Origin of the sequence: Streptomyces sp. NBC_01298, from assembly GCF_035978755.1 — a bacterium.
GTDB lineage: Bacteria > Actinomycetota > Actinomycetes > Streptomycetales > Streptomycetaceae > Streptomyces.
The window spans coordinates 5,924,384-5,948,961 of record NZ_CP108414.1; the positions used below are offsets into that span (position 1 = coordinate 5,924,384).

A 24,578-nucleotide genomic window follows, 5' to 3' on the forward strand; every position below is an offset into this window, starting at 1 on the left:
CGCCGGGGGGCGGTCCGGACCCGGCCCGGGGCCGTTTCGTCCGAACGGGTGAACCCGGCTACTTCTTGCCGCCGCCGAGGATCTGGCCGAGCAGGTCGCCCAGGCTGCCGCCGCCCGCCGGGGCCGCGCCGGCCGGACCCGCGGGGGCCGCGCCCGCCGCGCCCGGTACCGCTCCCGGTGACGGGATGGGGGACTCGCCGCCGGCTGCCGTCGGGGACCCGGCGCCCGCGCCCGCACCCGCGCCTCCGGCCTTTCCGGCCGCGCGCTTGGCGAAGACCGCCAGCAGGACCGGGATCAGCAGCTCGATGACCCGGGCCACGGTGGGCGCGGGGATGCCGGTCTTCTTCGATACGGCGTTGGCCACGGGCTTGCTCACCTTGGCGAGCACCCCGGCCATCATCCCGCCGCTGAGCATGCCGCCCAGGCCGCCGCCGAGGGTGGCCACGCCTTCCAGCGGGGCCTGGGTGACCTCGGCGAAGGCCTGGCGGACCTCGTTGCCGTCGTCGTCATCGGCGTCGGCCTTCTGCTGGAGGTCGCCGGTCATCGCCCCGACCGTGGCCGCGACGGTGTCGCGGGCGCCGTTCGTGTCGGTGCCGAGGAGACCGGCGATCTCGGTCAGCCGGTCGTCGCCGAGTTCGTTCAGCACGTCGTCCTGGAAGGAAGGTTCGCTCATGTCTGAAACGCTACTTCTGTGGCGATTCGGCGGCACCTCGGATGGCCTCCGGAACCCGCTTGGGTAATGGAAAAGTAAAGTTCCGGATCCGCGTGCAACCACCGGCGGGGGTCGAGGGTCGTATGTTGCGTCGGGACTTCCGGGGGGGATCCGGGGGGATCGGGGAGTCCGACGAGGGAGGGGTAACCGTGAGGGGGTCCGGCCGAAAGGCGGGACCCCCTTCTGGTTGGCCGTTTCCGCTTGGCGGCCGAGTTCTCCACAGCCCCGCCGGACCGTCACACCCGGGCTGTAGCTTCGGGCCATGACGACGAACGCGCCCGCGGCACCGGCGGTGGTCGAAGGCGTGCTGGAGCGCATCACCTACGCCAACGAGGAGAGCGGGTACACGGTCGCCCGCGTGGACACCGGCCGTGGCGCCGGCGACCTGCTCACGGTCGTCGGATCCCTCCTCGGGGCCCAGCCGGGTGAATCGCTGCGCATGGAGGGCCGCTGGGGCTCGCACGCCCAGTACGGCAGGCAGTTCACCGTGGAGAACTACACGACGCTGCTCCCCGCCACGATCCAGGGCATCCGGCGCTATCTCGGCTCCGGCCTGATCAAGGGCATCGGTCCGAAGATCGCGGACCGGATCGTGGAGCACTTCGGCCTCGACACCCTCGACGTCATCGAGGAGCAGCCGAAACGGCTGATCGAAGTGCCCGGCCTCGGCCCCAAGCGGACCAAGCTGATCGGCGCGGCCTGGGAGGAGCAGAAGGCCATCAAGGAGGTCATGGTCTTCCTCCAGGGGGTCGGCGTCTCCACCTCCATCGCCGTGCGCATCTACAAGAAGTACGCCGACGCCTCCATCTCCGTGGTGAAGAACCAGCCGTACCGGCTCGCCGCCGACGTCTGGGGCATCGGCTTCCTCACCGCCGACCGCATCGCTCAGGCCGTCGGGATCCCGCACGACAGCCCGGAGCGGGTCAAGGCCGGCCTCCAGTACGCCCTGTCCCAGTCCGCCGACCAGGGGCACTGCTTCCTGCCCGAGGACCGGCTCATCGCCGACGGGGTCAAACTGCTCCAGGTGGACACCGGGCTGGTCATCGACTGCCTGGCCGAGCTCGCCGGAGATCCGGAAGGGGTCGTACGGGAATCCGTGCCCGACCCGCAGGGCGGCCCGGACCCCCTCACCGCCGTGTACCTCGTGCCGTTCCACCGCGCCGAGCTGTCCCTGGCCGGTCAGGTGCGCCGCCTCCTGAACGCGGAGGAGGACCGGCTGCCCGCCTTCCGGGACGTGGACTGGGACAAGGCCCTGGGCTGGCTCGCCGGCCGGACCGGAGCCACGCTGGCCCCCGCGCAGCGCGACGCGGTCCGCCTCGCGCTCACCCGCCGGGTCGCGGTGCTCACCGGCGGGCCGGGCTGCGGCAAGTCCTTCACCGTCCGCTCGATCGTGGAGCTGGCCCGGGCCAAGAAGGCCAAGGTGGTCCTCGCCGCCCCCACCGGCCGGGCGGCGAAGCGGCTGGCCGAGCTCACCGGGGCCGAGGCCTCCACCGTGCACCGGCTCCTGGAGCTCAAGCCGGGCGGGGACGCGGCGTACGACCGGGAGCGGCCGCTCGACGCGGACCTGGTCGTGGTGGACGAGGCCTCGATGCTCGACCTGCTGCTGGCGAACAAGCTGGTCAAGGCCGTGGCACCCGGTGCCCACCTCCTGCTGGTCGGGGACGTGGACCAGCTGCCCTCGGTCGGGGCGGGCGAGGTGCTGCGCGATCTGCTCGCCGAGGGCGGACCGGTCCCGGCCGTCCGGCTGACGACCATCTTCCGGCAGGCCCAGCAGTCCGGGGTGGTCACCAACGCCCACCGGATCAACACCGGCCTGCCGCCGATCACCGACGGGCTCCCCGACTTCTTCCTGTTCCCGGAGGAGGACACCGAGGAGGCCGGAAAGCTCGCCGTGGACGTCGCCGCCCGTCGTGTTCCGGCCAGATTCGGCCTCGACCCGAGGCGGGACATCCAGGTCCTCGCCCCCATGCACCGCGGCCCGGCCGGCGCCGGAAACCTCAACGCGCTGCTCCAGCAGGCCATCACCCCGGCCCGGCCGGGCCTGCCCGAGAAGCGGTTCGGCGGCCGGGTCTTCCGGGTCGGCGACAAGGTCACGCAGATCCGCAACAACTACGACAAGGGCGCCAACGGGGTCTTCAACGGCACGGTCGGCGTGGTCACCGGCCTTGACCTGGAGGAACAACGGCTGACGGTGCGCACGGACGAAGACGAGGAAGTGGCCTACGAGTTCGCGGAGCTCGACGAGCTGGCCCACGCCTACGCCGTCACCATCCACCGCTCCCAGGGGAGCGAGTATCCGGCGGTGGTGATCCCGGTCACGACCGGCGCTTGGATGATGCTCCAGCGGAACCTTTTGTATACGGCCGTCACCCGGGCGAAGAAACTGGTCGTCCTGGTCGGGTCCCGCAAGGCCCTCGCCCAGGCGGTGCGTACCGTTTCCGCAGGCAGGAGGTACACGGCCGTCGCACCCAGGCTCTCCGGCCGCATACCGGTGGGAAACATCACCTAGATGATCGATCATTTGGGGTTCCTACAACGGTTGTGGAGGGGGCAGGATGTGCACGCTGGCGGCACTGAGTGCCGTCAAAAACACCAAAGCTCGACCCCGAGTGCACTCACCTGCGCCAAATGGGGGAAGGTAGAGGCAGTCAGGGCACCTCGAAGAAGAGGCACTACGTCGGTGAGGGATGACGTGAGCGACAACTCTGTAGTACTGCGGTACGCGGACGGTGAATACACCTACCCGGTGGTCGAGAGCACCGTCGGTGACCAGGGCTTCGACATCTCGAAGCTCAGGGCTCAGACCGGGCTGGTCACCCTGGACAGCGGCTACGGAAACACCGCCGCCTATAAGTCCGCCATTACCTACCTCGACGGTGAGCAGGGCATCCTGCGTTACCGCGGTTACCCGATCGAGCAGCTGGCGGAGCGCTCGACCTTCATCGAGGTCGCCTACCTGCTGATCAACGGGGAGCTGCCGACCGTCGACCAGCTCGCGTCGTTCCGCAACGAGATCACCCAGCACACGCTGCTGCACGAGGACGTCAAGCGCTTCTACGACGGCTTCCCGCGCGACGCGCACCCGATGGCGATGCTGTCCTCCGTGGTCAGCGCGCTGTCGACGTTCTACCAGGACAGCCACAACCCGTTCGACGAGAAGCAGCGCAACCTCTCGACGATCCGGCTGCTGGCCAAGCTCCCGACGATCGCGGCGTACGCGTACAAGAAGTCGGTCGGCCACCCGGTGGTCTACCCGCGCAACGACCTCGGCTACGTCGAGAACTTCCTGCGCATGACCTTCTCCGTGCCGGCCCAGGAGTACGACCTGGACCCGGTCGTGGTCGCCGCGCTCGACAAGCTGCTGATCCTGCACGCGGACCACGAGCAGAACTGCTCGACCTCCACCGTGCGTCTGGTCGGCTCCTCGCAGGCGAACATGTTCGCCTCGATCTCCGCCGGCATCTCGGCCCTGTGGGGCCCGCTGCACGGTGGCGCCAACCAGTCCGTTCTGGAGATGCTCGAGGGCATCAAGAACGACGGCGGCGACGTCGACGCCTTCATCCGCAAGGTGAAGAACAAGGAAGACGGCGTCCGCCTCATGGGCTTCGGACACCGCGTCTACAAGAGCTTCGACCCCCGGGCGAAGATCATCAAGGCGGCGGCGCACGATGTCCTCTCGGCGCTCGGCAAGGACGACGAGCTCCTCGACATCGCCCTGAAGCTGGAAGAGCACGCGCTGGCCGACGAGTACTTCGTCGAGCGCAACCTCTACCCGAACGTGGACTTCTACACCGGCCTGATCTACCGGGCCATGGGCTTCCCGACCGAGATGTTCACCGTGCTCTTCGCGATCGGCCGGCTGCCCGGCTGGATCGCCCAGTGGCACGAGATGATCAAGGAGCCTGGCTCCCGCATCGGCCGCCCGCGCCAGATCTACACCGGCGAGGTCCTGCGCGACTTCGTCCCGGTCGAGTCCCGCTGACCCGAGGGTCGAGCCGCAGTACCCGCAGGACTCGTAGAACGTCTTGTACAGGAAAAGCGCCCCGCCATCGATCCCCCCACGGGTCGAAGGTCGGGGCGCTTTCCTTACCCCGGAACGGATTCCCCCCACGGGACCCGGACCGGGTGTCTGCGTGCCGAGGCAACGTGTAGTCGTCCCAACACGTTTTCGGCATCGCCCCATTAGACCCATGGGGCTGACCGATGGTTACGTCGGGGGTCCTGTGATCTGCGTCTCGTGTGAAGGGACTGTGCGCGAGACGTGAAGGGTGATCACTAGCGGAAGGAGCGCAGCCGCAGGCTGTTGGTGACCACGAAGACCGAGGAGAAGGCCATCGCGGCCCCCGCGATCATCGGGTTGAGCAGTCCGGCCGCGGCCAGCGGGAGCGCCGCCACGTTGTAGCCGAAGGCCCAGAAGAGGTTGCCCTTGATGGTGGCCAGGGTCCGGCGCGAGAGCCGGATCGCGTCCGCCGCCACCCGCAAGTCGCCCCGCACGAGGGTCAGATCGCTCGCCTCGATGGCCGCGTCGGTGCCGGTGCCCATGGCCAGGCCCAGGTCGGCCTGGGCCAGCGCGGCCGCGTCGTTGACCCCGTCGCCGACCATGGCGACCGTACGGCCCTCGGCCTGCAGCCGGCGTACGACGTCCACCTTGTCCTGCGGGAGGACCTCGGCGATGACCTCCTCGATGCCCACCGCGCGGGCCACCGTCTGCGCCACGGCCTTGTTGTCGCCGGTCAGCAGAACCGGCGTCAGACCCAGGGCCCGCAGCCGGGAAACGGCCTCGGCGCTGGTCTCCTTGACCGCGTCGGCCACGGTCAGCACCCCGCGGGCCTCCCCGTCCCAGGCGACCAGGACGGCGGTGGAACCCTCGGCCTCGGCGGCGGCCTTGACCTCGGCGAGGGCGGCGGGCAGCGCGATCGACCAGTCGGCGAGCAGCTTCTCGCGGCCCACCAGGACGGCGTGTCCGTCGACCACGCCCTGGACGCCGAGCCCGCCGTGGTTCTCGAAGCCCTCGGGGACCGACAGACCGCCGGGGAGCTCCGCGGCGCCCGCCGCGATGGCCCGGGCGATCGGGTGCTCGGAGGCGTGCTCCAGCGACCCGGCCAGGCGCAGCAGTTCGTCCGCGTCCACGCCCTCGGCGGGGTGGGTGGCGGTCAGGGTCATCCGGCCGGTGGTGACGGTGCCGGTCTTGTCCAGGACGACGGTGTCCACGCGGCGGGTGGACTCCAGCACCTCGGGACCCTTGATCAGGATGCCGAGCTGCGCGCCCCGGCCGGTGCCGACCATCAGCGCGGTCGGGGTGGCCAGGCCCAGGGCGCACGGGCAGGCGATGATCAGGACGGCCACGGCGGCGGTGAAGGCGGCCGTCGGGTTGTCGGTGATCAGCAGCCAGGTGACCCAGGTGCCCAGGGCCAGGACGAGCACTACGGGAACGAAGATCCCGGAGATCCGGTCGGCGAGGCGCTGCACCTCCGCCTTGCCGTTCTGCGCGTCCTCGACCAGCTTGGCCATCCGGGCGAGCTGGGTGTCCGAGCCGACGCGGGTGGCCTCGACGACGAGGCGGCCGGAGGTGTTGACGGTGGCTCCGGTGACCCCGTCGCCCACGGTGACCTCGACCGGGACCGATTCACCGGTGAGCATGGCGGCGTCCACGGCGGAGCTGCCCTCGACGACCGTGCCGTCGGTGGCGATCTTCTCGCCGGGCCGGACGAGGAACCGGTCGCCCACCGCGAGCGCGCTCACGGGGATGCGCACCTCGGCGCCGTCGCGCAGCACCGCCACGTCCTTGGCGCCGAGCCGCATGAGGGCCTTGAGGGCCGCGCCGGCCTTCCGCTTCGAGCGGGCCTCCAGGTAGCGGCCGAGCAGGATGAAGCTGACGACTCCGGCCGCCACCTCCAGGTAGATCGCCGAGGAGCCGTCGGTGCGGGAGGCGGAGAGGTCGAAGCCGTGGCGCATGCCGGGCATTCCGGCGTGGCCGAAGAACAGGGCCCACAGCGACCAGGCGAAGGCGGCTCCGGTGCCCACCGAGACCAGGGTGTCCATGGTGGCGGCGCCGTGCCGGGCGTTGGTCCAGGCGGCCTTGTGGAAGGGGAGGGCGCCCCAGACGACGACGGGGGCGGCGAGGGTCAGCGAGAGCCACTGCCAGTTGTCGAACTGGAGCGCCGGGACCATCGCGAGCACGACGACGGGCAGCGAGAGGAGCACGGAGACCAGGAGGCGCTGGCGCAGGGCGGCCAGCTCGGGGTCGCGGGCTTCCTCGGCCCCGGCGGCCCGCGCCTCGGGACCGGTCACGGCCTCGGGCTCCGGCGGCGGGGGCTCCTCGGCGGTGTAGCCGGTCTTGACCACGGTGGCGATGAGGTCGGCGACCGCCACGCCTTCGCCGTACGAGACCTTGGCCTTCTCGGTGGCGTAGTTCACCGAGGCGGTGACCCCGTCCATCCGGTTGAGCTTCTTCTCGATGCGGGCCGCGCAGGAGGCGCAGGTCATCCCGCCGATGGCCAGCTCGACCTCGGCGGTGGGCGCGGTGGCGCCGGCTGCCGCTATGGGTCCGTCGTGCACTGTGCTGCTGCTCATGTTCCGGCTCCAGGGGGAGGGCCGGGCCGTACGGCACCAGTATGAGCTGGCCGGTACGGCCCGGCGGGGTACTGCGGGGTGCTGCGGGTATTGCGGGGTACCGCGGTTCTGCCGAAGGGGGAGGACTCAGGCCTGGCCGGCGAACTCGTAGCCGGCCTCGTCGACGGCGGCGCGCACGGCTGCCTCGTCGAGCGGGGCGGCCGAGACCACGGTGACCTCGCCCGTCGCGGCGACGGCCTTGACCGAGCTGACGCCCGCCAGTTCGGAGAGCTCGGCGGTCACCGCACCCTCGCAGTGCCCACAGGTCATGCCGGTCACCCGGTAGACGGTGGTGGTCTGGGTGTCCGTGTCGGCGCTCATGTCGTTCTCCTCTTCAAGGGCGTTTCCGGGCGGCCGGAAGGCGGCGGACGGCTCGTGGAGAGGTCACCGTTCATCCCGGCACTGCGAGACTATACCCCTAGGGGGTATCAACGCGAGCATTCGACGGGCGTTCGGCGAGATCTTTTGCGGTGGACAATCCGCGCGAAGCGTATGTAAATGGCACACATGGCGCACTCGGGGACCACTCTCATCCTGATCATGTCGATCGCCGTGCTCGCGCCCCTGCTCGCGTACGGGGTCTCGCGCTGGCTCCCCGTCCCGCTGGTGATCTTCGAGATCGTCCTGGGCGTCCTCGTCGGACCCGACGTCCTCGGCTGGGCCCACTCCACCGACGTCATCGACGTGCTCAGCGAGCTCGGCCTGGCGATGCTGATCTTCCTGGCCGGCTACGAGATCCAGTTCGCCCAGGTCAGGGGCGACACCCTGAAGCGGTCGGTGTGGGCCTGGGTGGCCGCCCTCGCACTGGGGCTCGGGCTCGGACTGCTGCTGTCGGGCGGCGGGTTCGAGAAGGGGGTCTACATCGGCACCGCGCTCACCAGTACCGCGCTGGGCACGATCCTGCCGGTCCTGCGGGACTCGGGGGACCTGCAGAGCCGGTTCGGCTCGGTGATGATGGCGATGGGCGCGGTCGGCGAGTTCGGGCCGATCATCGCGATGGCCCTGCTGCTCAGCGGACGGGCGCCTGCTCAGTCGGCGGCGCTGCTGATCGGCTTCGCGGTGCTCACGGCCGCCGCGGTGTTCTGGGCGATGCGGCCCAAGCCGCCCTGGTTCGCCCGGGTCATCGCCAAGACCCTGCACAGCAGCGGTCAGTTCGCGGTGCGCCTGGTGGTGCTGATCCTCGTGGCCTTCCTGGCGCTGTCCGAGGTACTCGGCCTCGACGTCCTGCTCGGCGCCTTCGCCGCGGGTCTGATCACCCGGCTCGTGCTGCACGGGGCCGCGCCGGAGAGCAGCGAGGCCGTGCTGTCGAAGGTGGAGGCCTTCGGTTTCGGCTTCCTGGTGCCGCTGTTCTTCGTGGTCACCGGGATCGAGTTCGACCTGACCGCGCTGCTCGGGGGCGGGCGGGCGCTCCTGCTGCTGCCGGTGTTCCTGCTCCTCTTCCTCGTGGTGCGCGGGCTTCCGATGTGGCTGCTGGCGCCCCGGGACCTCGGGCGCAAGGACCGCTCCGCGCTGGTGCTGTTCGGCTCCACGGCGCTCCCGCTGGTGGTGGCGATCACCACCCTGGGCGTGCAGGCCGGGAAGCTGGAGTCGGGGGAGGCGGCGGCGCTGGTCGGGGCCGGGATGGTGTCCGTACTGGTCTTCCCGCTGGTGGGGCTGCGGTTGCGGGCCGGGTCCGCCGCCGGTGCCGGACCCGGCGGCCCCGGGGGTGTCGGGGAGATGGTCAGCGAGGAGGAGGCGTGGTGATCATCGGGTCCAGGTAGCGGAACAGGACGGTCTTCAGCTCCGCGACGTACGCGGCCCGCTCCGCGCCCTCGCTGGCCAGGATCAGCTCGAGCGAGACCTTGACGATGCCGAGCACCATGGTGGCGACCTGCGTGAGCTCGGCGTCGGTGGCGGGCGTGCCGTCGGTGGCCGGGGAGCCGTCGGCGGCCGGGGTGACGCAGGCGCGCAGTACCCCTTCGACGCGGGTCAGCATGCCGACGTGCAGCTCGTCGTGCTCCTGGGCGATGCCGGGGATGCCGGAGCCGTGCATGAGCGCCAGGAAGGCCGGGTTCTCGCAGTTGAAGGCGATGACCGGATCCAGGACGGCGTCGAGCAGCTCGGGCAGCGGGCGGTCCAGGTTCTCGGGGAGGAAGGCCCGGCCGTGCGCCTCGTGGGCGCGCTGGAGGAGGTGCCCGCCCAGCTCCACGGCGATGGCCTCCTTGTTCGGGAAGAACTGGTAGAGCGTGCCCGGGGAGACGCCCGCCTCGCGGGCGATGGCGTTGGTGCTGGCCGCCGCGTAACCCGTACGGCAGAACACCCCGGCGGCGGCTGTCAGGAGCTGGGCGATCCGGCGCTCACCGCGGGCCTGGCGGCGGCGGGGGGCGGTTTCGGCCGCCGGTTCCGTCGCGGGTGTCGGCGCTGCCTCCACGGCCGATTCGCCTGCTTTCTCCGCATCTGTGGCCCGAGAGGTCTCCCGCATGTCCAATCCCTTGCTTCCTGTTGCTTCCCGTGGGTGATTGACAAACGCGAGAGGTCGCTCGCATTCTTGGAGAACGCGAGCGACTGCTCGTGTTTGCCAGTCTAAGTGGCTTGGCAATCACGGTGAAGGGGACACCGAGACATGTCCGAAGTCAAAAAACCGCCGCCGCCTGGGGAGGGCGGCCGGTGGACCGGGCTCGTCACCACACGGCCGAGGCTCTCGCTGCTGCTCGCCCTCGTGGTCACGGCCCTGGCCGTCTTCGCCGGCGGAGGCGTCGCCGACCGACTGGGAAGCGGGGGCTGGGAGGACCCCGACGCCCGCTCCACCTACGCCACCAAGGCGCTGGAGCGCGAGTTCCCGGGCTCCCAGCCCAACCTGCTGCTACTCGTTGACATAGGGGCCGCCGGGGCCGCCGCCGGGACGGCCGGGGTGGACGACCCGGCCGTCGCCGCCGAGGCCGAGCGGCTGACGGCGCGGCTCGCCGCCGAGCAGGGCGTGACCGGCGTCGGCTCGTACTGGCGGACCGGCCTGCCCACCCTGCGCTCCGAGGACGGCCGGCAGGCCCTGATCGCCGCCCGGGTCCTGGGCGACGAGAAGACGGCCAATGCCGTCCTGGACCGGATCGTCCCGAGCTACCGCGGCGAGCACGGACCGGTGACGGTGTCCCTCGGCGGCCCGGCCGCCGTCCAGCGCGAGGTGACCACCACCATCCAGGAGGACCTGCTGCGCGCCGAGCTGATCGCCCTGCCCGTGACGCTCGTCCTGCTCATCCTCGTCTTCGGCAGTGCCATCGCGGCCCTGCTGCCCCTCGGCGTGGGCATCATCGCCATCATCGGAACCAATGCGGTGCTGCGCGGGCTCACCGAGTTCACCGACGTATCCGTCTTCGCGCAGAACCTGACCACCGCCCTGGGGCTCGGCCTCGCCGTCGACTACGCCCTGTTCATCGTGCGGAGGTTCCGCGAAGAGCTGGCCGCCGGGCGCGACCCCGTGGCGGCCGTCGGAGTCACCCTGCGCACCGCCGGGCGGACGGTCCTGTTCTCGGCACTGACCGTGGCCGTCGCCCTCTCGGCCATGCTCTTCTTCCCGATGTACTTCCTGCGCTCCTTCGCCTACGCCGGAGTCGCGGTGGTCCTGCTCGCCGCGGCGGCCGCCCTCATCGTGCTGCCCGCGGCGCTCGTACTGCTGGGGGAGCGGGTCAACTCCTTCGACCTGCGCCGGCTGTGGCGCAGGTCCGGACCGGCCGGGACCGACCCGGGCCGGGCCGGGGGCGGGCGGGGCTGGGCGCGGCTCACCGATCTGGTGATGCGCCGCGCACCGGTGTTCGCCGTGGTCACCACGGCCGGACTGCTGCTGCTCGGAACGCCCTTCCTCGGAGTGAAGTTCGGCACCGTGGACGACCGGCAGCTGCCGGCGACCGCCGCATCGCACGTGGTGCAGCAGCACATCCGCGAAGGCTTCCCGGGCAGCCCCGGCGGAGCACTGACCGTACTGACCGAGGGGGCCTCCGGCGCCGCCGATCTCGACGCCTACAAGCGGCGGGTGGAAGCCCTGCCCGGAGTGGTGGGGGTGGAAGGGCCGGTGAGTTCGGCGGCCGGCGCCGGATACGCCTACTTCTCGGTGCTCACCGAGGGCGAGGAAGTGGGGGAGGAGGCCCAGGACCTGGTGGGCCTGGTGCGGGCGGTCGAAGCACCCTTCGACACCGCCGTGACCGGACAGGCCGCGGTGCTCGTCGACGCCCGTGACGCCATAGCCGGGAAACTGCCCCTGGCCCTGGCCGTCGTGGTGCTGGCCACGCTGCTCCTGGTCTTCCTGCTCACCGGGAGCCTGCTGATACCCGTCCAGGCCGTCCTGCTCAACGCACTGAGTCTGACGGCGATGTTCGGGGCGGTGGTGTGGGTGTTCCAGGAAGGCCACCTTTCCGGACTGCTCTCCTTCACCTCCACCGGAGACATCGAGACCACCCTGCCGGTGCTGATGTTCTGCATCGCCTTCGGACTCTCCATGGACTACGGGGTGTTCCTCATATCCCGGATCAAGGAGGAGTACGACCGGACCGGGGACCACGAGGGCGCGGTGCGCGCCGGGCTGACCCGCACGGGCGGACTGATCACCGCCGCGGCCGTGATCCTGGCGGTGGTGATGGTCGCCATCGGCAGCTCGCGGGTGACCAACACCAAGATGCTGGGCCTGGGGATCGCCCTGGCCGTGCTCATGGACGCGATGGTCGTGCGGAGCCTGCTGGTGCCGGCGGTGATGAAGCTGACCGGGAAGGCCACCTGGTGGGCGCCGGCGCCGCTGCGCAGACTGCACGAACGGATCGGGCTGAGCGAAGGGGAGCCGTCCCCGGCCCCGGCCTCCGAGCGGCCCGAATCCGAGCCGGTGCCCGCCGGGAGCCGCTAGCGGACGGGGCCCGGGAGGGTCCCGTCCCTGGACCGGACGCCGCGTCAGTCCTCGCGGCGTCCGCGGTTGCCGGGCCGGCGTGCCACCCAGGCGCGGATGGTGTCGGCGTACCAGTAGGGCTTGCCGCCCTCCACGTGGTCGGGTGCGGGCAGCAGCCCGTGCTTGCGATAGGAGCGCACCGTGTCCGGCTGGACCCGGATGTGAGCGGCGATCTCCTTGTACGACCACAGCTGTCGGTCGCTCATCCTCGACACCTCCTTGTCCACGCCGCGGGGCCGGCCGGGAGGCCGTCGGGGGAGCCGGCGCGTGGACACTGACGATCACTCAGGTTGTGCCCGGGGAACGACGCAGGGTGAGGTCAGGGGAGGGGCTGTCGTCCGGCTGTGACGCAAGACCCGCGTAATGCGGACATGTGTGACACACCGGCAACCCTCGTGACACGGGTGGCACATGCGGCGCAGGCGCCGCCGCGGTGGCGCGCGGTCACATGGGGAGGGAGAGGAGCCGCACCGGTCCCGGGGGCCAGGCCGCGTTTTCGTGCAGGGGGGTCACCATGGTGCGGAGCGGCATGGGGACCGAGCGGTCTCCGGGTTGTTCGACGAGGACCTCCTCGTCGAGCAGGTGCCATCCGAGGTGCTCGTACAGCGGCACGAGCGCCGGCCGGCAGAACAGGAGCGCGTGCCGGGGGCCCATCGTGCGCGCGTGGCGGAGTGCGGCCGCGAGGACGAGCCGCGCCAGCCCGCGACCGCGTACATCGGGGGCGACGGCCACTCCTCCGACGCCCACCACCTCCGTCTCGGCGCCGCCGATCGCAACGGGCAGCCGGAGCAACCCCAGGGCCCGGGCGGGTGGATCAGCGGTACAGGGGCGGGCGTTCGGTCAGTTCCACCGGGGTGCGTGCGCCGGTGCGGGCCGCGGCGATGCCCGCCTCGGAGACGGCGGACGCCGCGTAGCCGTCCCACGCGTCGGGGCCGTCCACCCGGCCCAGCGCGGCCGCCGCGACCCAGCGGCGGAGCTGGCGGTCGTAGGCGTCGGCGAAGCGGACGGTGAAGTCCTGGTCGATCTCCCCGCCCCACCGGCCCGCCGACTGGACGACCATCGCGTGGCCGTCGCCGATCCGGGCGCTGCCGGACTCGCCGACCGCCTCGCACTGCACCTGGTAGCCGAAGCCGCAGTTGACGAAGATCTCCACATCCACCACGGCTCCGCCCGAGGTCTCCATGAGGACCAGCCGGGGATCGCGCAGCCCCTCGCGGGCGGCCGAAGTGGGCGTCGGCGACAGCACGGTCACCGCGGTGATCTCCTGGCCCAGCAGCCAGCGGGCCGCGTCCACCTCGTGCACCACCGAATCGCTGATCAGCATCTCGCTGGTGAAGAAGGACGGCGAGGAGGCGTTGCGGTGCCGGCAGTGCAGGAACAGCGGCCGCCCGATGCCACCCGCGTCGAGCAGCTCCTTGAGCCGCGCGTACTCGGCGTCGTAGCGCCGCATGAAGCCGACCTGGACGAGCCGGCGGCCCAGCCGCGCTTCCGCCTCCATGATCCGCAGGGCGCCCGCCGGATCGGGGGTCAGCGGCTTCTCGCAGAGCACCGGCAGCCGCCGCTCCAACGCGTGCAGGATCGCTTCCTCATGGGCGGGCCCGGGCGAGGCGATCAGTACGGCGTCCACCCCGGGCGCCGCTATCGCGGCCGCCGGATCGGTGTGCGCGACCGCCCCGTCCAGACCGGCCGCGACCTCCTTGACCCGGTCCCCGTCCGGGTCGGCCACGGCCACCACCCGGGCCCCGCCGACCGTCCGGCCGAAGCGGCGGACGTGGTCGGAGCCCATCTTCCCGGTACCGATGACGGCGATGCCGAGCGTGCTGGTCATGATCTGTTCCTCCACGAGGGTTCGTACGGCCGGGGATCGGGGGATCCGGCCCGGTTCAGCGGGCGCCGCAGGAGCGCAGGTGGGCGCGGGTGCGGCGGGCGATCGGCAGCGGCCGGTCGGGCGGGCACGGGTACATGTCCTGCTCCACGATGGCGAACAGGTCCACGCCGAGCCGCTCGGCCGCCGCCAGCACCGGTTGCAGCGCGGGTACCCCCGCCGGCGGCTCGCACATCACCCCGCGGGCCACGGCCGGCCCGAAGGGGACCTGGTCCCGGACGATTTCGGCGAGGATCCGCGGGTCGACCTGCTTGAGGTGGAGGTAGCCGATCCGCTCGCCGAAGGTCTCGATGGCCCGGACGCTGTCGCCCCCGCAGTACGCGTAGTGCCCGGTGTCCAGGCAGAGGGAGACCAGCGCGGGATCGGTGGCGTCGAGGAAGCACGCCACGTTCTCGGGGGTGTCGATGTGCGTGTCCGCGTGCGGGTGGACGACGATCCGCAGCCCGTACTCGTCCTGGACCCGCTTCCCCAGCCGCTCGGTCTGCGTGGCCAGTTCGCGCCACGCATCCGGCGTGAGGGTGCGGTCCTCCAGGACCTCGCCGGTCTTGTCGTCCCGCCAGAACGACGGGATCACGACGAGGTGCGCCGCGCCCATGGCCCGGGTGAGCTCCGCGATCCGCGACACGTGCTCCCAGGTCTCCTCCCACACGGCGGGCCCGTGATGGAGTCCGGTGAAGACGGTTCCCGCGGAGACCCGCAGGCCGCGCGCCGCGACCTCGGCGGCGAGCCGGACGGGATCGGTGGGGAGATAGCCGTAGGGGCCGAGCTCGATCCACTCGTACCCGGCTTCGGCGACCTCGTCCAGGAACCGCTCCCACGGGGTCTGCCGCGGATCGTCGGGGAACCAGACCCCCCAGGAGTCCGGAGCCGAACCGACGCGGATACGGGTCAACGCGGGCGGTGAGGACGTCATACGGCCACCTTAGGGTGCGAGGCTCTTCGGTACGGGGAGCACTCGGTCGGGAGGATTGGTGTGGTGATGGCTGCGGATCCGTTGGCGTTCGACCTGATCACGATGGGGCGGATCGGGGTGGATCTCTACCCCCTGAAGACGGGCGTACCGCTCGGCGAGGCGGACACCTTCGGGAAGTTCCTGGGCGGTTCCCCGACCAACGTCGCCGTCGCGGCGGCCCGGCTGGGCCGGCGGACGGCGGTGATCACCCGGACCGGCGCGGACCCCTTCGGCGCGTATCTCCGGGCGGAGCTGCGCGGGTTCGGGGTGGACGAGCGGTGGGCCGGGGAGGTGGCGGCCTATCCGACGCCGGTGACCTTCTGCGAGATCTTCCCGCCGGACGATTTCCCGCTGTACTTCTACCGGTACCCGAAGGCGCCGGACCTGGAGATCGCCGCGGACGAGCTCGACCTCGACGCGGTGCGGGCGGCGCGGATGTTCTGGATGACCGGTACGGGGCTCAGCGCGGAGCCGAGCCGGACGGCGACCCTGGCCGCGCTGGAGGCGCGCGGCAGAAGCCCGTTCACGGTCTTCGACCTGGACTGGCGGCCCATGCTGTGGCCCTCCGGGGAGGGGGAGAGCGCGGGGCCCGAGCCCGGGGAGTGGTACCGCCGGGCCCTGTCCCTCGCCACCGTGGCCGTGGGCAACGCCGAGGAGTGCGCGATCGCCACCGGCGAGAGCGAACCGTACGCGGCCGCGCGGGCGCTGCTCGCGGCCGGGGTGGAGCTCGCGGTCGTGAAGCGCGGCCCGGCCGGAGTGCTGGCCGTCCACCGGGACGGGACCGCGGTGGAGGCCGCGCCGGTGCCGGTGACCGTCGTCAACGGGCTGGGCGCGGGCGACGCCTTCGGCGGGGCCCTGTGTCACGGGCTGCTCGCGGGATGGGAGTTGGAGCGGGTGATCCGCTACGCGAACGCGGCCGGGGCGATCGTGGCCTCGCGGCTGGCGTGCTCGACGGCGATGCCGTTCGCCGGAGAGGTGGAGGAGGTGCTCGGCCGTGCCGGTGGTGTCTGAGTGGGCGATGGAGTGGACGAGGCTGCTCGCCTTGGACCTGGCACCGGGGGAGGTGTACGCGCACGGGTGCGGGGAGTCGGAGTGGATCGTGCTCCCCCTGGCGGGCGGCTGCGACGTCCGCTGCGCGGAGCCTTCCCCCACCCCGCCCCTTCCCGAAACCGGTGGCTCCGCCGCCGGCCCCCCGCCCCGGGCCTCCGCCCCGGACCCGGCGGGGGCTCCGCCTCCGGACCCCCGCGCCCCACACGCCGACGGGGCAGGGATTGTCTTCCGGCTCCGGGGGCGGCGCGGGGTGTTCGACGGTCCGACGGACTTCGCCTACGTCCCCCGGGACGGGCACGCCGAGATCACCTCAGGTGAGGGCGGCCGCTTCGCGCTGGTCGGCGCGCGCTGCGAGCAGCGGCTGCCCGCGCGGTACGGGCCTGCCGCCGAGGTACCCGTAGAGCTCCGCGGAGCCGGACAGTGCTCCCGGCAGGTCAACAACTTCGCCGCCGCCGGAGTCTTCGACTGCGACCGGCTCATCGCCGTGGAGGTGCTCACCCCCGGCGGCAACTGGTCCTCGTACCCGCCCCACAAGCACGACGAGCACCACCCCGGCGAGGAATCCCGGCTGGAGGAGATCTACTACTACGAGATCGCCCCGCACGGGGACACGCCCGGCCTCGGCTATCAGCGTGTCAGCCCCTCCCCGGCGGGGAAGACCGACATCCTCACCGAGGTGAGGACCGGTGACGCGGTCCTCATCCCGGACGGCTGGCACGGCCCCTCCATCGCCGCGCCCGGCCACGACATGTACTACCTCAACGTCATGGCGGGCCCCGGCGCGACCCGGGAGTGGCTCATCCGCGATCACCCCGGTCACGGCTGGATCCGCTCCACCTGGGCCGGCCAGGACATTGATTCAAGGCTCCCCTTCCCCCGAGCGGAGGACCCCGCATGACACCGACCGTCCGGCTCACCGTCGCGCAGGCCCTCGTCCGCTTCCTCTCCCGCCAGTACACCGAGCGCGACGGGCACCGGCAGCGGCTGATCGCCGCCACCTGGGGGATCTTCGGGCACGGGAACGTCGCCGGCATCGGCCAGGCACTCCTGGAGACCGGCCGCGGGGAGATGCCGTTCCTCCAGGGCCGGAGCGAGCAGGCCATGGTGCACGCCGCCGTCGGGTTCGCGCGGCAGAGCGGGCGACTGTCCGCGCACGCCGTCACCACCTCCATCGGGCCGGGCGCCACCAACCTCGTCACCGGGGCCGCCCTCGCCACCATCAACCGGATCCCGGTGCTCCTGCTGCCCGGGGACGCCTTCGCGACCCGGCCCGCCGACCCCGTGCTCCAGCAGCTGGAGGTCCCCCATGCGGGTGATGTCACCGTCAACGACACCCTGCGGCCCGTGTCCCGCCACTTCGACCGCGTCACTCGTCCCGAGGCCCTGATCCCCGCCGCGCTCCAGGCCGTACGGGTCCTCACCGACCCGGTGAACACCGGCGCGGTCACGCTCGCGCTGCCCCAGGACGTCCAGGCCGAGGCGTACGACTGGCCGGAGGAGTTCTTCGCCGAGCGGGTGTGGGGCGTACGCCGGCCCCGGCCCGACCGGACCGAGCTGGCCGCCGCCGCCCGGGCCGTACGGGGCTCCGCCCGGCCGCTGATCATCGCCGGCGGCGGGATCCGGCACAGCGGGGCGCGGGCGGCCCTGGCGGAGTTCGCCGCGGCCACCGGGATTCCGGTGGCCTCCACCCAGGCGGGCAAGGGGGCCCTGCCCTGGGACCACCCCGCCGACGTGGGCGGCATCGGGCACACCGGCACGGCCACCGCCGACGCGCTGGCCCGCGAAGCCGATCTGGTGATCGCCGCCGGGACCCGGCTCACCGATTTCACCACCGCCTCCGCGACCCTGTTCCAGCACCCCGGCGTGCGCTTCCTCGGGCTCAACCTCGACCCGTACGACGCCCACAAGCTCGCCGCCCGCCCCCTGGTCTGCGATGCGCGGGAGGGCCTGGAGGAACTCCTGGCCGAGGTCGCCGGGTACCGGGTGGACCCCCCGTACGAGGCGGCGTACAAAGAAGGGAAGAGGGCGTGGGAGCGGCTGGTCGACGGGGCCTACGCGGCTCCCGACGAGGACTCCGTCCCGACGCAGGCACAGGTGCTGGGCCTGCTGGACGGCCTCGTCGACGGTGACGACATCCTGATCAATGCCGCCGGTTCGCTCCCCGGGGACCTGCACAAGCTGTGGCGGGCCCGTTCCGCGGACCAGTACCACGTCGAATACGGGTACTCCTGCATGGGCTACGAGATCCCCGCCGCGATCGGCACCGCGCTGGCCGCCCCCGGCCGGCCGGTGTGGGCGCTGGTCGGCGACGGGACGTACCTGATGAACCCGACCGAGATCGTCACCGCCGTCCAGGAGGAGATCCCGGTCAGGCTGGTGATCCTCGACAACCACGGGTACGCCTCCATCGGCGGCCTCTCGGACGCGGTGGGCGCCGAGGGGTTCGGTACCGCCTACCGCTTCCGGGCGGTGGACGGTTCGTACAGCGGTGCGCCGCTGCCGCTGGACCTGGCGGCCAACGCGGCCTCCCTCGGGATGGCCGTGATCCGCCCCCGCACCATCGGTGACCTGCGCAAAGCCCTCGCCCGGGCGCGCGAGGCGGACCGTCCCACATGTGTCTACGTGCAGACCCGAACACCCGACACTGTGTCGGGCCCGCCCCCCGCACAGGCGTGGTGGGATGTACCTGTGGCCGAGACCGCGACCCGTACGTCGGCGGTGGAAGCCCGAGAAGAGTACGACCGGCAAGCCGCGCAGCGACGTCGCCATCTGTGAAGGAGTTAGGCATGAAGACCGTCAACCACTGGATCGGTGGCAAGACCGTCGAGGGCGCGTCGGGCAACTACGGCCCGGTCACCGACCCGGCCACCGGCGAGGTCACCACGCAGGTCGCCCTCGCGTCCGCCGACGAGGTCGACGCGGCCGTACAGGTCGCCAAGGAGGCGTTCCTGTCCTGGGGGCAGTCCTCGCTGGCCGCCCGCACCAAGGTGCTGTTCGCCTACCGCGCCCTGCTGGACGCCAACCGCGACGCGATCGCCGAGCTGATCGTCGCCGAGCACGGCAAGGTGCACTCCGACGCGCTGGGCGAGGTCGCCCGCGGCCTGGAGATCGTCGAGCTGGCCTGCGGGATCACCGTGCAGCTCAAGGGCGAGCTGTCCACCTCGGTCTCCAGCCGCGTGGACGTCTCCTCGATCCGCCAGCCGATCGGCGTCGTCGCGGGCATCACCCCGTTCAACTTCCCGGCGATGGTGCCGATGTGGATGTTCCCGCTGGCCGTGGCCTGCGGCAACACCTTCATCCTCAAGCCGAGCGAGAAGGACCCCTCGGCCTCCACGCTGCTGGCGCAGCTGGCGAGCCAGGCCGGTCTGCCGGCGGGCGTGCTGAACGTGGTCCACGGTGACAAGGTCGCCGTCGACGCGCTCCTGGCGCACCCCGACATCGCCGCCGTCTCCTTCGTGGGCTCGACCCCGATCGCCCGCCACATCCACACCACCGCCTCGGCCAACGGCAAGCGCGTACAGGCCCTGGGCGGCGCCAAGAACCACATGCTGGTGCTGCCGGACGCCGACCTGGATGCCGCCGCGGACGCCGCCGTCTCGGCCGCCTACGGCTCGGCCGGCGAGCGCTGCATGGCCATCTCCGCGGTCGTGGCCGTCGGCGCCATCGCCGACACCCTCGTCGACAAGATCCGCGAGCGCGCCGAGAAGATCAAGATCGGCCCCGGCAACGACCCGACCTCCGAGATGGGCCCGCTGATCACCGCGGCCCACCGCGACAAGGTCGCCTCCTACGTGACGGGCGCCGCGGCGCAGGGCGCGGACGTGGTCCTGGACGGCACCGGCTACACGGTGGAGGGCAAGGAGAACGGCCACTGGATCGGCCTCTCGCTGCTGGACAACGTCAAGACCGACTCCGACGCCTACCGCGACGAGATCTTCGGCCCGGTGCTGTGCGTGCTGCGCGTGGACACCTACGAGGAGGGCGTGGCGCTCATGAACGCCTCGCCGTTCGGCAACGGCACCGCCATCTTCACCCGTGACGGCGGCGCCGCCCGGCGCTTCCAGCTGGAGATCGAGGCGGGCATGGTCGGCGTCAACGTGCCGATCCCGGTGCCGGTGGGCTACCACTCCTTCGGTGGCTGGAAGGACTCGCTCTTCGGCGACCACCACATCTACGGCAACGACGGCACCCACTTCTACACCCGGGGCAAGGTCGTCACGACCCGCTGGCCCGACCCGTCGGACGCCCCGGCCGGCGTGGACCTCGGATTCCCGCGCAACCACTGACCGCCGGGCCCCGGCCGGATCCCGGCCGGGCGCACGCCCGTAGGACCGCACGGCCCGTAGGACCGCACGCCCCGTAGGACCGCTCGCCCCCCGCAACCCTCACCGCGGGGGGGCGAGCTCCGTTTCCGGCCGGGCTTCCCCGGCCGTGCTCAGAGCAGCGGCCAGACGTCCGCCGCCGCCGTCTGCGACCAGAGGGGGTCGCCGTGCCCGTACCCCGGGACGACGGCGAAGCGGACCCGCGGGTTGCCGCCCGCCCGGATCAGCCGGGGGCCGCGCGCGTGGTCGCCGCGGCCCAGCTCGGCGTTGACCCACACCACCTCGGCGGTGATCCGCTCCCAGTCGATCGCGTACGTCTTCCCGTCGCCCGCCCAGACCGAGGCCAGGTCCCGGAGCAGGGCGTCCGGGATCAGCCCGCTGCCGAGGGCGGCGGTCGCCGCGTGCCAGGCGGCGAGCGTGGTGTGGGCGAGGCCGAAGCGGTCCGCCGCCGGGGTGGCCCCGAAGGAGTACGAGCCCGCGGCGTGGCCCTGGGTGTAGATCCAGTTCGCCGGGCCGGGCAGCAGGGCGGTGCGGACCAGCGCGAAGTGGGCGAGCCCGGCGTGGGTGAAGCGGAGCCCGGGGTCCGGGGGCCAGGGGACCTCCGAGGAGCCGCCCGGGTCGGTGACGGCCCGGGCGAGCAGGGCCGGGAGGCCCGGGTCCGTCGCGTACGAGCCCCGCGCGATCCGGGACTCGTACGCGTCCCGGGTCTGGGCCGCCCGTACGGCCAGGTCGCCGGAGTAGGGGCCGGTCGTGTCCAGGGCCACCACCCGGGTCAGGCGGGGCGAGTCGTCGTGCGAGGCCGCGTCCAGAGCGAGCAGGGCCCCGGCGGAGTGGCCGACGTACTGGTACGGCAGCCCGAGCGCCCCGTCCAGCGCCTCCACGACCGAGGCCAGGTCCCGGCGGTGCGCCGCGAGCCCCCAGTCGGGGCCGATGTCCCCCGCGGCCGCGGCGTCCTCGCGCGGGGTGACGCCGACGACGAGCAGGCCCTCGCGGCGCAGCCGGTGGGCGAGGTTCAGGTCGGACGGGGTGAAGAAGGAGGAGCCGAAGTTCAGCCCGCCGCCCGGCAGGAGGTACGCGACCCCGTGCGGGGTCCGCCGGGTGTCCGCGACCACGTCCACCGTGACCGGGGCCGGACCGCCGTCCTCGACCGGGAGCGTGAGCCGGATCCAGCCGTCGCCCGGGACGTACACCGCGGTGCCCGTGCCCAGCGTCCGCTCGACGAGGGTCAGCAGCCCGATCCCCGCGGCGGCGGGATCCGCCGGCGGGCCTGCGGGAACGCCTCCGGGCGCCGGCCGGCCGGACCCCGCTGCGCCGTGCTGTCGTGCCATGTGTGGTGCCCCCCGGCGCCTTCGCCTGCCCGGTGATGGCCGGATGCCGTCACCTGGGGACACCTTGGCCGATCATCGCGCTTCAGCCAAGTCCGGTGCCGGTTCCGGCCGTTCGAGGTCGGCTGCCCGGCGGCGCCGGCGCAGGACCCGGGCGGCGATGGCGGCGCCGACCAGCACCAGGAGGGTGCCGAGCGCGGGCCACGGCACGGCGAGGAACTCCGTGGCGGAGGTGGAGGCGAGGTCGGGGTAGGCGGAGGCCCCGGCGGTGATGTCGACGGTGACCCAGTCCGACTGGGGCGCGTCCGCCCACTCCTCGGTCAGCTCGATCCGCTGGCCCGGCAGCAGCACGAGCTTCAGATCCCGGGCAGGCCGGTCCAGCACCCGGCGGCCGAACAGCCCCTCGGCGGAGACCGTCACCTTCGGCTCGACGACCACGTTGCCGAGGTTGACCAGGGAGTACGTGATCTTGGCGCGGGCGTCCTTGATCCAGGGCAGCAGCGGCGCCGCCCGGCTCACCTTCACGTTCTCCACGCTCAGCCCCGGGGTCACCGGCCCCGGAACCCGGAAGTACAGCCGGGCGCCGACCTGGCGCTTCACCCCGACCTGGACCTTGCCCTCCTTCTGGATGCCCTCCACGGCGGTGTTGAGGGCGACGATCCCGCCCACGTGGTCACCGGGCGTCGCGTCCGCCGGGACCTTCACGGAGAACGGGACGTCCTTGCGGCCCTTGGGCGGCACGGTGACGGTGTTCTTGGTCTCGGGCGGCAGCACGACCCAAGTCCCCACGTCCTTGGGCTTCGTCTCCACCGGCAGCAGCGCGAAGCCGCCGCCCACCGGGGTGTTGACGGCGTCGGTGGCGAAGATCTGGAACGTCAGCTCCTTGTCGGAGGAGTTCACGATCGTCGCGCTGTCGCTGATGGTGGTGCCGGCCTCGCCCTGGTGGAAGAAGTACGCCCGGTCGGTCATCGCCGCACCGGCCGGGGGCGTCGGGAAGACGCCCCAGGTGCCGTTGTCCGCGGCCGTCGCGGGGAGGGCGGGGAGCAGGAGGGCGGCGAGGCCGAGGAGCAGGCCGAGGAGGAGGGTGCGGGTGCGCATGGGCAGTTCTCCAGTCGGGCCGGACGGGGAGGGGGTCGCTGGTCGGGGGTGGTGCGCGGAAGGGTGGTGCGGCGCCGGAGCGCCGCACCACCCGGGGTGGAGCGGGGTCGTACGGGTCAGGCGATCGAGAAGGTGACGACCGACTGGTAGGTGTCCGCGAACATGAACGGCGGGAGCTGGATCATTCCGGCTCCGCCGATCTCGAACTCGCCACCGGTCAGGTCGTCGCCGCCCGCGGCCGCCGAGGCGACCTTCATCGGGACGTCGGAGATCGCGCCGGGCGCACCCGCGGTGCAGGGGCTCGGGCTGGCCGGGTTGGTCACCTTGCAGGTCGGCTGGATGCCGATCTGCGCCGTGGCCATCGAGTGGCCGGTGACCGAGTTCAGGAAGGGCGTCCGGGTCGCCGAGACGTCCCAGCCGAGGGTCCCGCCGCGGAAGTCCTGGACGGCCATCGCGGTGAACTGACCGACGACCGACTGGGACTTGCCGTTGATGGTGACCGAACCGAAGCTGACGGCGGGGTTGCCCGCCTGCGGGCCGATGGCCAGCGGGCCGGGCAGGACCTCGACGTCGACCGGGTTCTGCACGCCCGGCTGCTCGACGATGAAGGAGTAGGTCTTGTACGGGAGGATCGACCCGTCGATCTTGATCGTGTCGGCGGGCTGGTTGACGACGATGTTGCAGGTCGCGACGCCGGCCGCGGTGGCCGTGCCGGTACCGGTGTCACCCGTGGCCGTACCGTTCTTGAGCGCGGAGCAGGTGACCGCGCCCGCCGGGAAGTTGGCGCCCGTGACGACGACTTCCTGGCCCGCCTTGCCGCTGTTGGGCGTCAGCTTGGTGGTGATCGGGTCCTTGGGCAGGGCCTCCACGGCGACCGAGCCGAGCGAGGCGCTCGGGCGCGGGTTCGGGGTGCAGGTGGTGGTGAAGACCGAGCCCATGAGGCTCGCGTCGGTCACCGCCAGGTCCAGGGCCACGTTCACCGTGGTGCCCTCGGAACCGTCCGGGATCTTGACGGTGCCGGAGAAGGCGGCCGGGTTGAGCGCCTGTCCGGCGACCACGTCGACCGTCTCGGGCGGGCTGACGACCGTCTGGAGGGCCGACCCGACCTTGAGGGTGATCTTGGAGACGTTCGTGGTCGTCACCGAGAAGCTCGGGATGACCGGACTCGGACCCGGGTCGATGGTGACCGGGACCACGTCGCCGGCCTTGGCGCCGTCCGGCAGCGTGATCGTGTAGTTCTGCGTGCCCGAACCACCCGGCTGGGGCGCGGGGGCGACGCAGTCCATCGGGACGGGCGTCGTCTTGGTCGCGGCCTGCGCGGTGCCCGACAGACCCACCACGGCGCCCGTCAGGGCCAGGGACAGAGCGCCAGCCCCGGCCAGAACTCTTCGTCGAAACGTTGTACTCACTGGGTCGCGACTCCTTCGTCATACGAACCCTCCCCCCCACCCGCTGTGTGGGGGAGGTCGAGCCGGTGCGGTGGCCGACATTGACGCGTCGCGGGATGGAGAAGTCAATGACTTGCTTTCGCCCGAAGCACACAGAAATTGATGTGCCATCAGGCCGGGTGGAGCGGAGGGGCGGATACCCGTTGGCCCGGGGCGGCGCGGGTGGGGCGGGTGGGGCTGCGGACCGGGTTCCGGACCGCGCGTTCGCACGGGCCGCCGGGGCGGGCCGGCCGGGGTCCGCCGGGGGCGGGGAGGCGCCGCCGGCGGAGGG

At 72.1% G+C, this 24,578-nt stretch carries 18 protein-coding genes and 1 pseudogene; 8 read left to right on the forward strand and 11 right to left on the reverse strand.

Annotated features, from left to right (window positions below; all coding sequences use genetic code 11):
* Positions 1-58: 58 nt before the first annotated feature.
* On the reverse strand, positions 59-673 hold the full coding sequence (locus OG730_RS26930; RefSeq protein ID WP_327306652.1) for a DUF937 domain-containing protein: 615 nt from the start codon (positions 671-673) through the stop codon (positions 59-61).
* Between the two features lie 301 nt (positions 674-974).
* On the opposite strand from OG730_RS26930, the gene recD2 reads away from it, so the two are divergent.
* Positions 975-3,221, forward strand: coding sequence for an SF1B family DNA helicase RecD2 (gene recD2, locus OG730_RS26935; protein WP_327306653.1), 2,247 nt, complete (start codon positions 975-977; stop codon positions 3,219-3,221).
* A 183-nt stretch (positions 3,222-3,404) separates the two neighbouring features.
* Positions 3,405-4,694 carry a citrate synthase gene (locus tag OG730_RS26940; protein WP_243335006.1) on the forward strand — a complete coding sequence of 430 codons (1,290 nt, stop codon included), beginning with the start codon at positions 3,405-3,407 and terminating at the stop codon, positions 4,692-4,694.
* A gap of 293 nt (positions 4,695-4,987) precedes the next feature.
* Here the strand turns inward: OG730_RS26940 and OG730_RS26945 are convergent, their stop codons facing one another.
* Both OG730_RS26945 and OG730_RS26950 read right to left on the reverse strand, forming a co-directional pair.
* Entirely contained in the window at positions 4,988-7,285 is a 2,298-nt protein-coding gene (locus OG730_RS26945; protein ID WP_327306654.1) for a heavy metal translocating P-type ATPase, read from the reverse strand.
* Between the two features lie 126 nt (positions 7,286-7,411).
* Positions 7,412-7,645: a heavy-metal-associated domain-containing protein gene (locus OG730_RS26950; protein ID WP_266877713.1), complete on the reverse strand. Its 234-nt coding sequence runs from the start codon at positions 7,643-7,645 to the stop codon at positions 7,412-7,414.
* A gap of 186 nt (positions 7,646-7,831) precedes the next feature.
* Between OG730_RS26950 and OG730_RS26955 the strand changes: the two genes are divergently transcribed.
* Complete coding sequence (locus tag OG730_RS26955) at positions 7,832-9,067, forward strand: cation:proton antiporter (RefSeq protein WP_327309436.1); 1,236 nt, start codon at positions 7,832-7,834, stop codon at positions 9,065-9,067.
* Here the strand turns inward: OG730_RS26955 and OG730_RS26960 are convergent.
* On the reverse strand, positions 9,045-9,785 hold the full coding sequence (locus OG730_RS26960) for a TetR/AcrR family transcriptional regulator (protein ID WP_327306655.1): 741 nt from the start codon (positions 9,783-9,785) through the stop codon (positions 9,045-9,047). The two genes, OG730_RS26955 and OG730_RS26960, sit on opposite strands and share 23 nt — an antisense overlap.
* A 141-nt stretch (positions 9,786-9,926) precedes the next feature.
* On the opposite strand from OG730_RS26960, the gene OG730_RS26965 reads away from it, so the two are divergent.
* Positions 9,927-12,188, forward strand: coding sequence for an MMPL family transporter (locus OG730_RS26965; RefSeq protein ID WP_327306656.1), 2,262 nt, complete (start codon positions 9,927-9,929; stop codon positions 12,186-12,188).
* 44 nt (positions 12,189-12,232) lie between these two features.
* On the opposite strand, the gene OG730_RS26970 is transcribed toward OG730_RS26965, so the two are convergent.
* The 4 genes and pseudogenes from OG730_RS26970 to OG730_RS26985 all read right to left on the reverse strand — a co-directional run bounded on the left by OG730_RS26970 (position 12,233) and on the right by OG730_RS26985 (position 15,025).
* Entirely contained in the window at positions 12,233-12,433 is a 201-nt protein-coding gene (locus OG730_RS26970) for a helix-turn-helix transcriptional regulator (protein ID WP_053674774.1), read from the reverse strand.
* Positions 12,434-12,671: 238 nt separating this feature from the next.
* Positions 12,672-13,022: pseudogene (locus OG730_RS26975) on the reverse strand (GNAT family N-acetyltransferase); the annotation flags it as partial.
* A 19-nt stretch (positions 13,023-13,041) separates the two neighbouring features.
* Positions 13,042-14,055 (reverse strand): Gfo/Idh/MocA family protein, encoded by a 1,014-nt coding sequence (locus OG730_RS26980; protein ID WP_327306657.1) that lies wholly within the window; start codon positions 14,053-14,055, stop codon positions 13,042-13,044.
* Between the two features lie 55 nt (positions 14,056-14,110).
* Entirely contained in the window at positions 14,111-15,025 is a 915-nt protein-coding gene (locus OG730_RS26985) for a sugar phosphate isomerase/epimerase family protein (RefSeq protein ID WP_327306658.1), read from the reverse strand.
* 66 nt (positions 15,026-15,091) lie between these two features.
* On the opposite strand from OG730_RS26985, the gene iolC reads away from it, so the two are divergent.
* The 4 genes from iolC to OG730_RS27005 are packed head-to-tail and all read left to right on the forward strand — an operon-like array spanning position 15,092 to position 20,400.
* Positions 15,092-16,075: a 5-dehydro-2-deoxygluconokinase gene (gene iolC, locus OG730_RS26990; RefSeq protein WP_327306659.1), complete on the forward strand. Its 984-nt coding sequence runs from the start codon at positions 15,092-15,094 to the stop codon at positions 16,073-16,075.
* Positions 16,059-17,012, forward strand: a complete 954-nt coding sequence (gene iolB / locus OG730_RS26995) for a 5-deoxy-glucuronate isomerase (protein ID WP_442815030.1) — start codon at positions 16,059-16,061, stop codon at positions 17,010-17,012. Before iolC ends, iolB begins: the two co-directional genes overlap by 17 nt.
* Positions 17,009-18,889, forward strand: a complete 1,881-nt coding sequence (gene iolD / locus OG730_RS27000; protein ID WP_327306660.1) for a 3D-(3,5/4)-trihydroxycyclohexane-1,2-dione acylhydrolase (decyclizing) — start codon at positions 17,009-17,011, stop codon at positions 18,887-18,889. The genes iolB and iolD overlap by 4 nt, the downstream gene beginning before the upstream one ends.
* A gap of 11 nt (positions 18,890-18,900) precedes the next feature.
* Entirely contained in the window at positions 18,901-20,400 is a 1,500-nt protein-coding gene (locus OG730_RS27005; RefSeq protein ID WP_327306661.1) for a CoA-acylating methylmalonate-semialdehyde dehydrogenase, read from the forward strand.
* A 149-nt stretch (positions 20,401-20,549) separates the two neighbouring features.
* Here OG730_RS27005 and OG730_RS27010 read toward each other — a convergent pair whose 3' ends face one another.
* From OG730_RS27010 to OG730_RS27020, 3 genes are all read right to left on the reverse strand, one after another.
* Positions 20,550-21,764: a hypothetical protein gene (locus tag OG730_RS27010; RefSeq protein ID WP_327306662.1), complete on the reverse strand. Its 1,215-nt coding sequence runs from the start codon at positions 21,762-21,764 to the stop codon at positions 20,550-20,552.
* A gap of 72 nt (positions 21,765-21,836) precedes the next feature.
* Complete coding sequence (locus tag OG730_RS27015; RefSeq protein ID WP_327306663.1) at positions 21,837-22,859, reverse strand: WxL protein peptidoglycan domain-containing protein; 1,023 nt, start codon at positions 22,857-22,859, stop codon at positions 21,837-21,839.
* 116 nt (positions 22,860-22,975) lie between these two features.
* Positions 22,976-24,268, reverse strand: coding sequence for a hypothetical protein (locus OG730_RS27020; protein ID WP_327306664.1), 1,293 nt, complete (start codon positions 24,266-24,268; stop codon positions 22,976-22,978).
* Positions 24,269-24,578 lie beyond the last annotated feature (310 nt).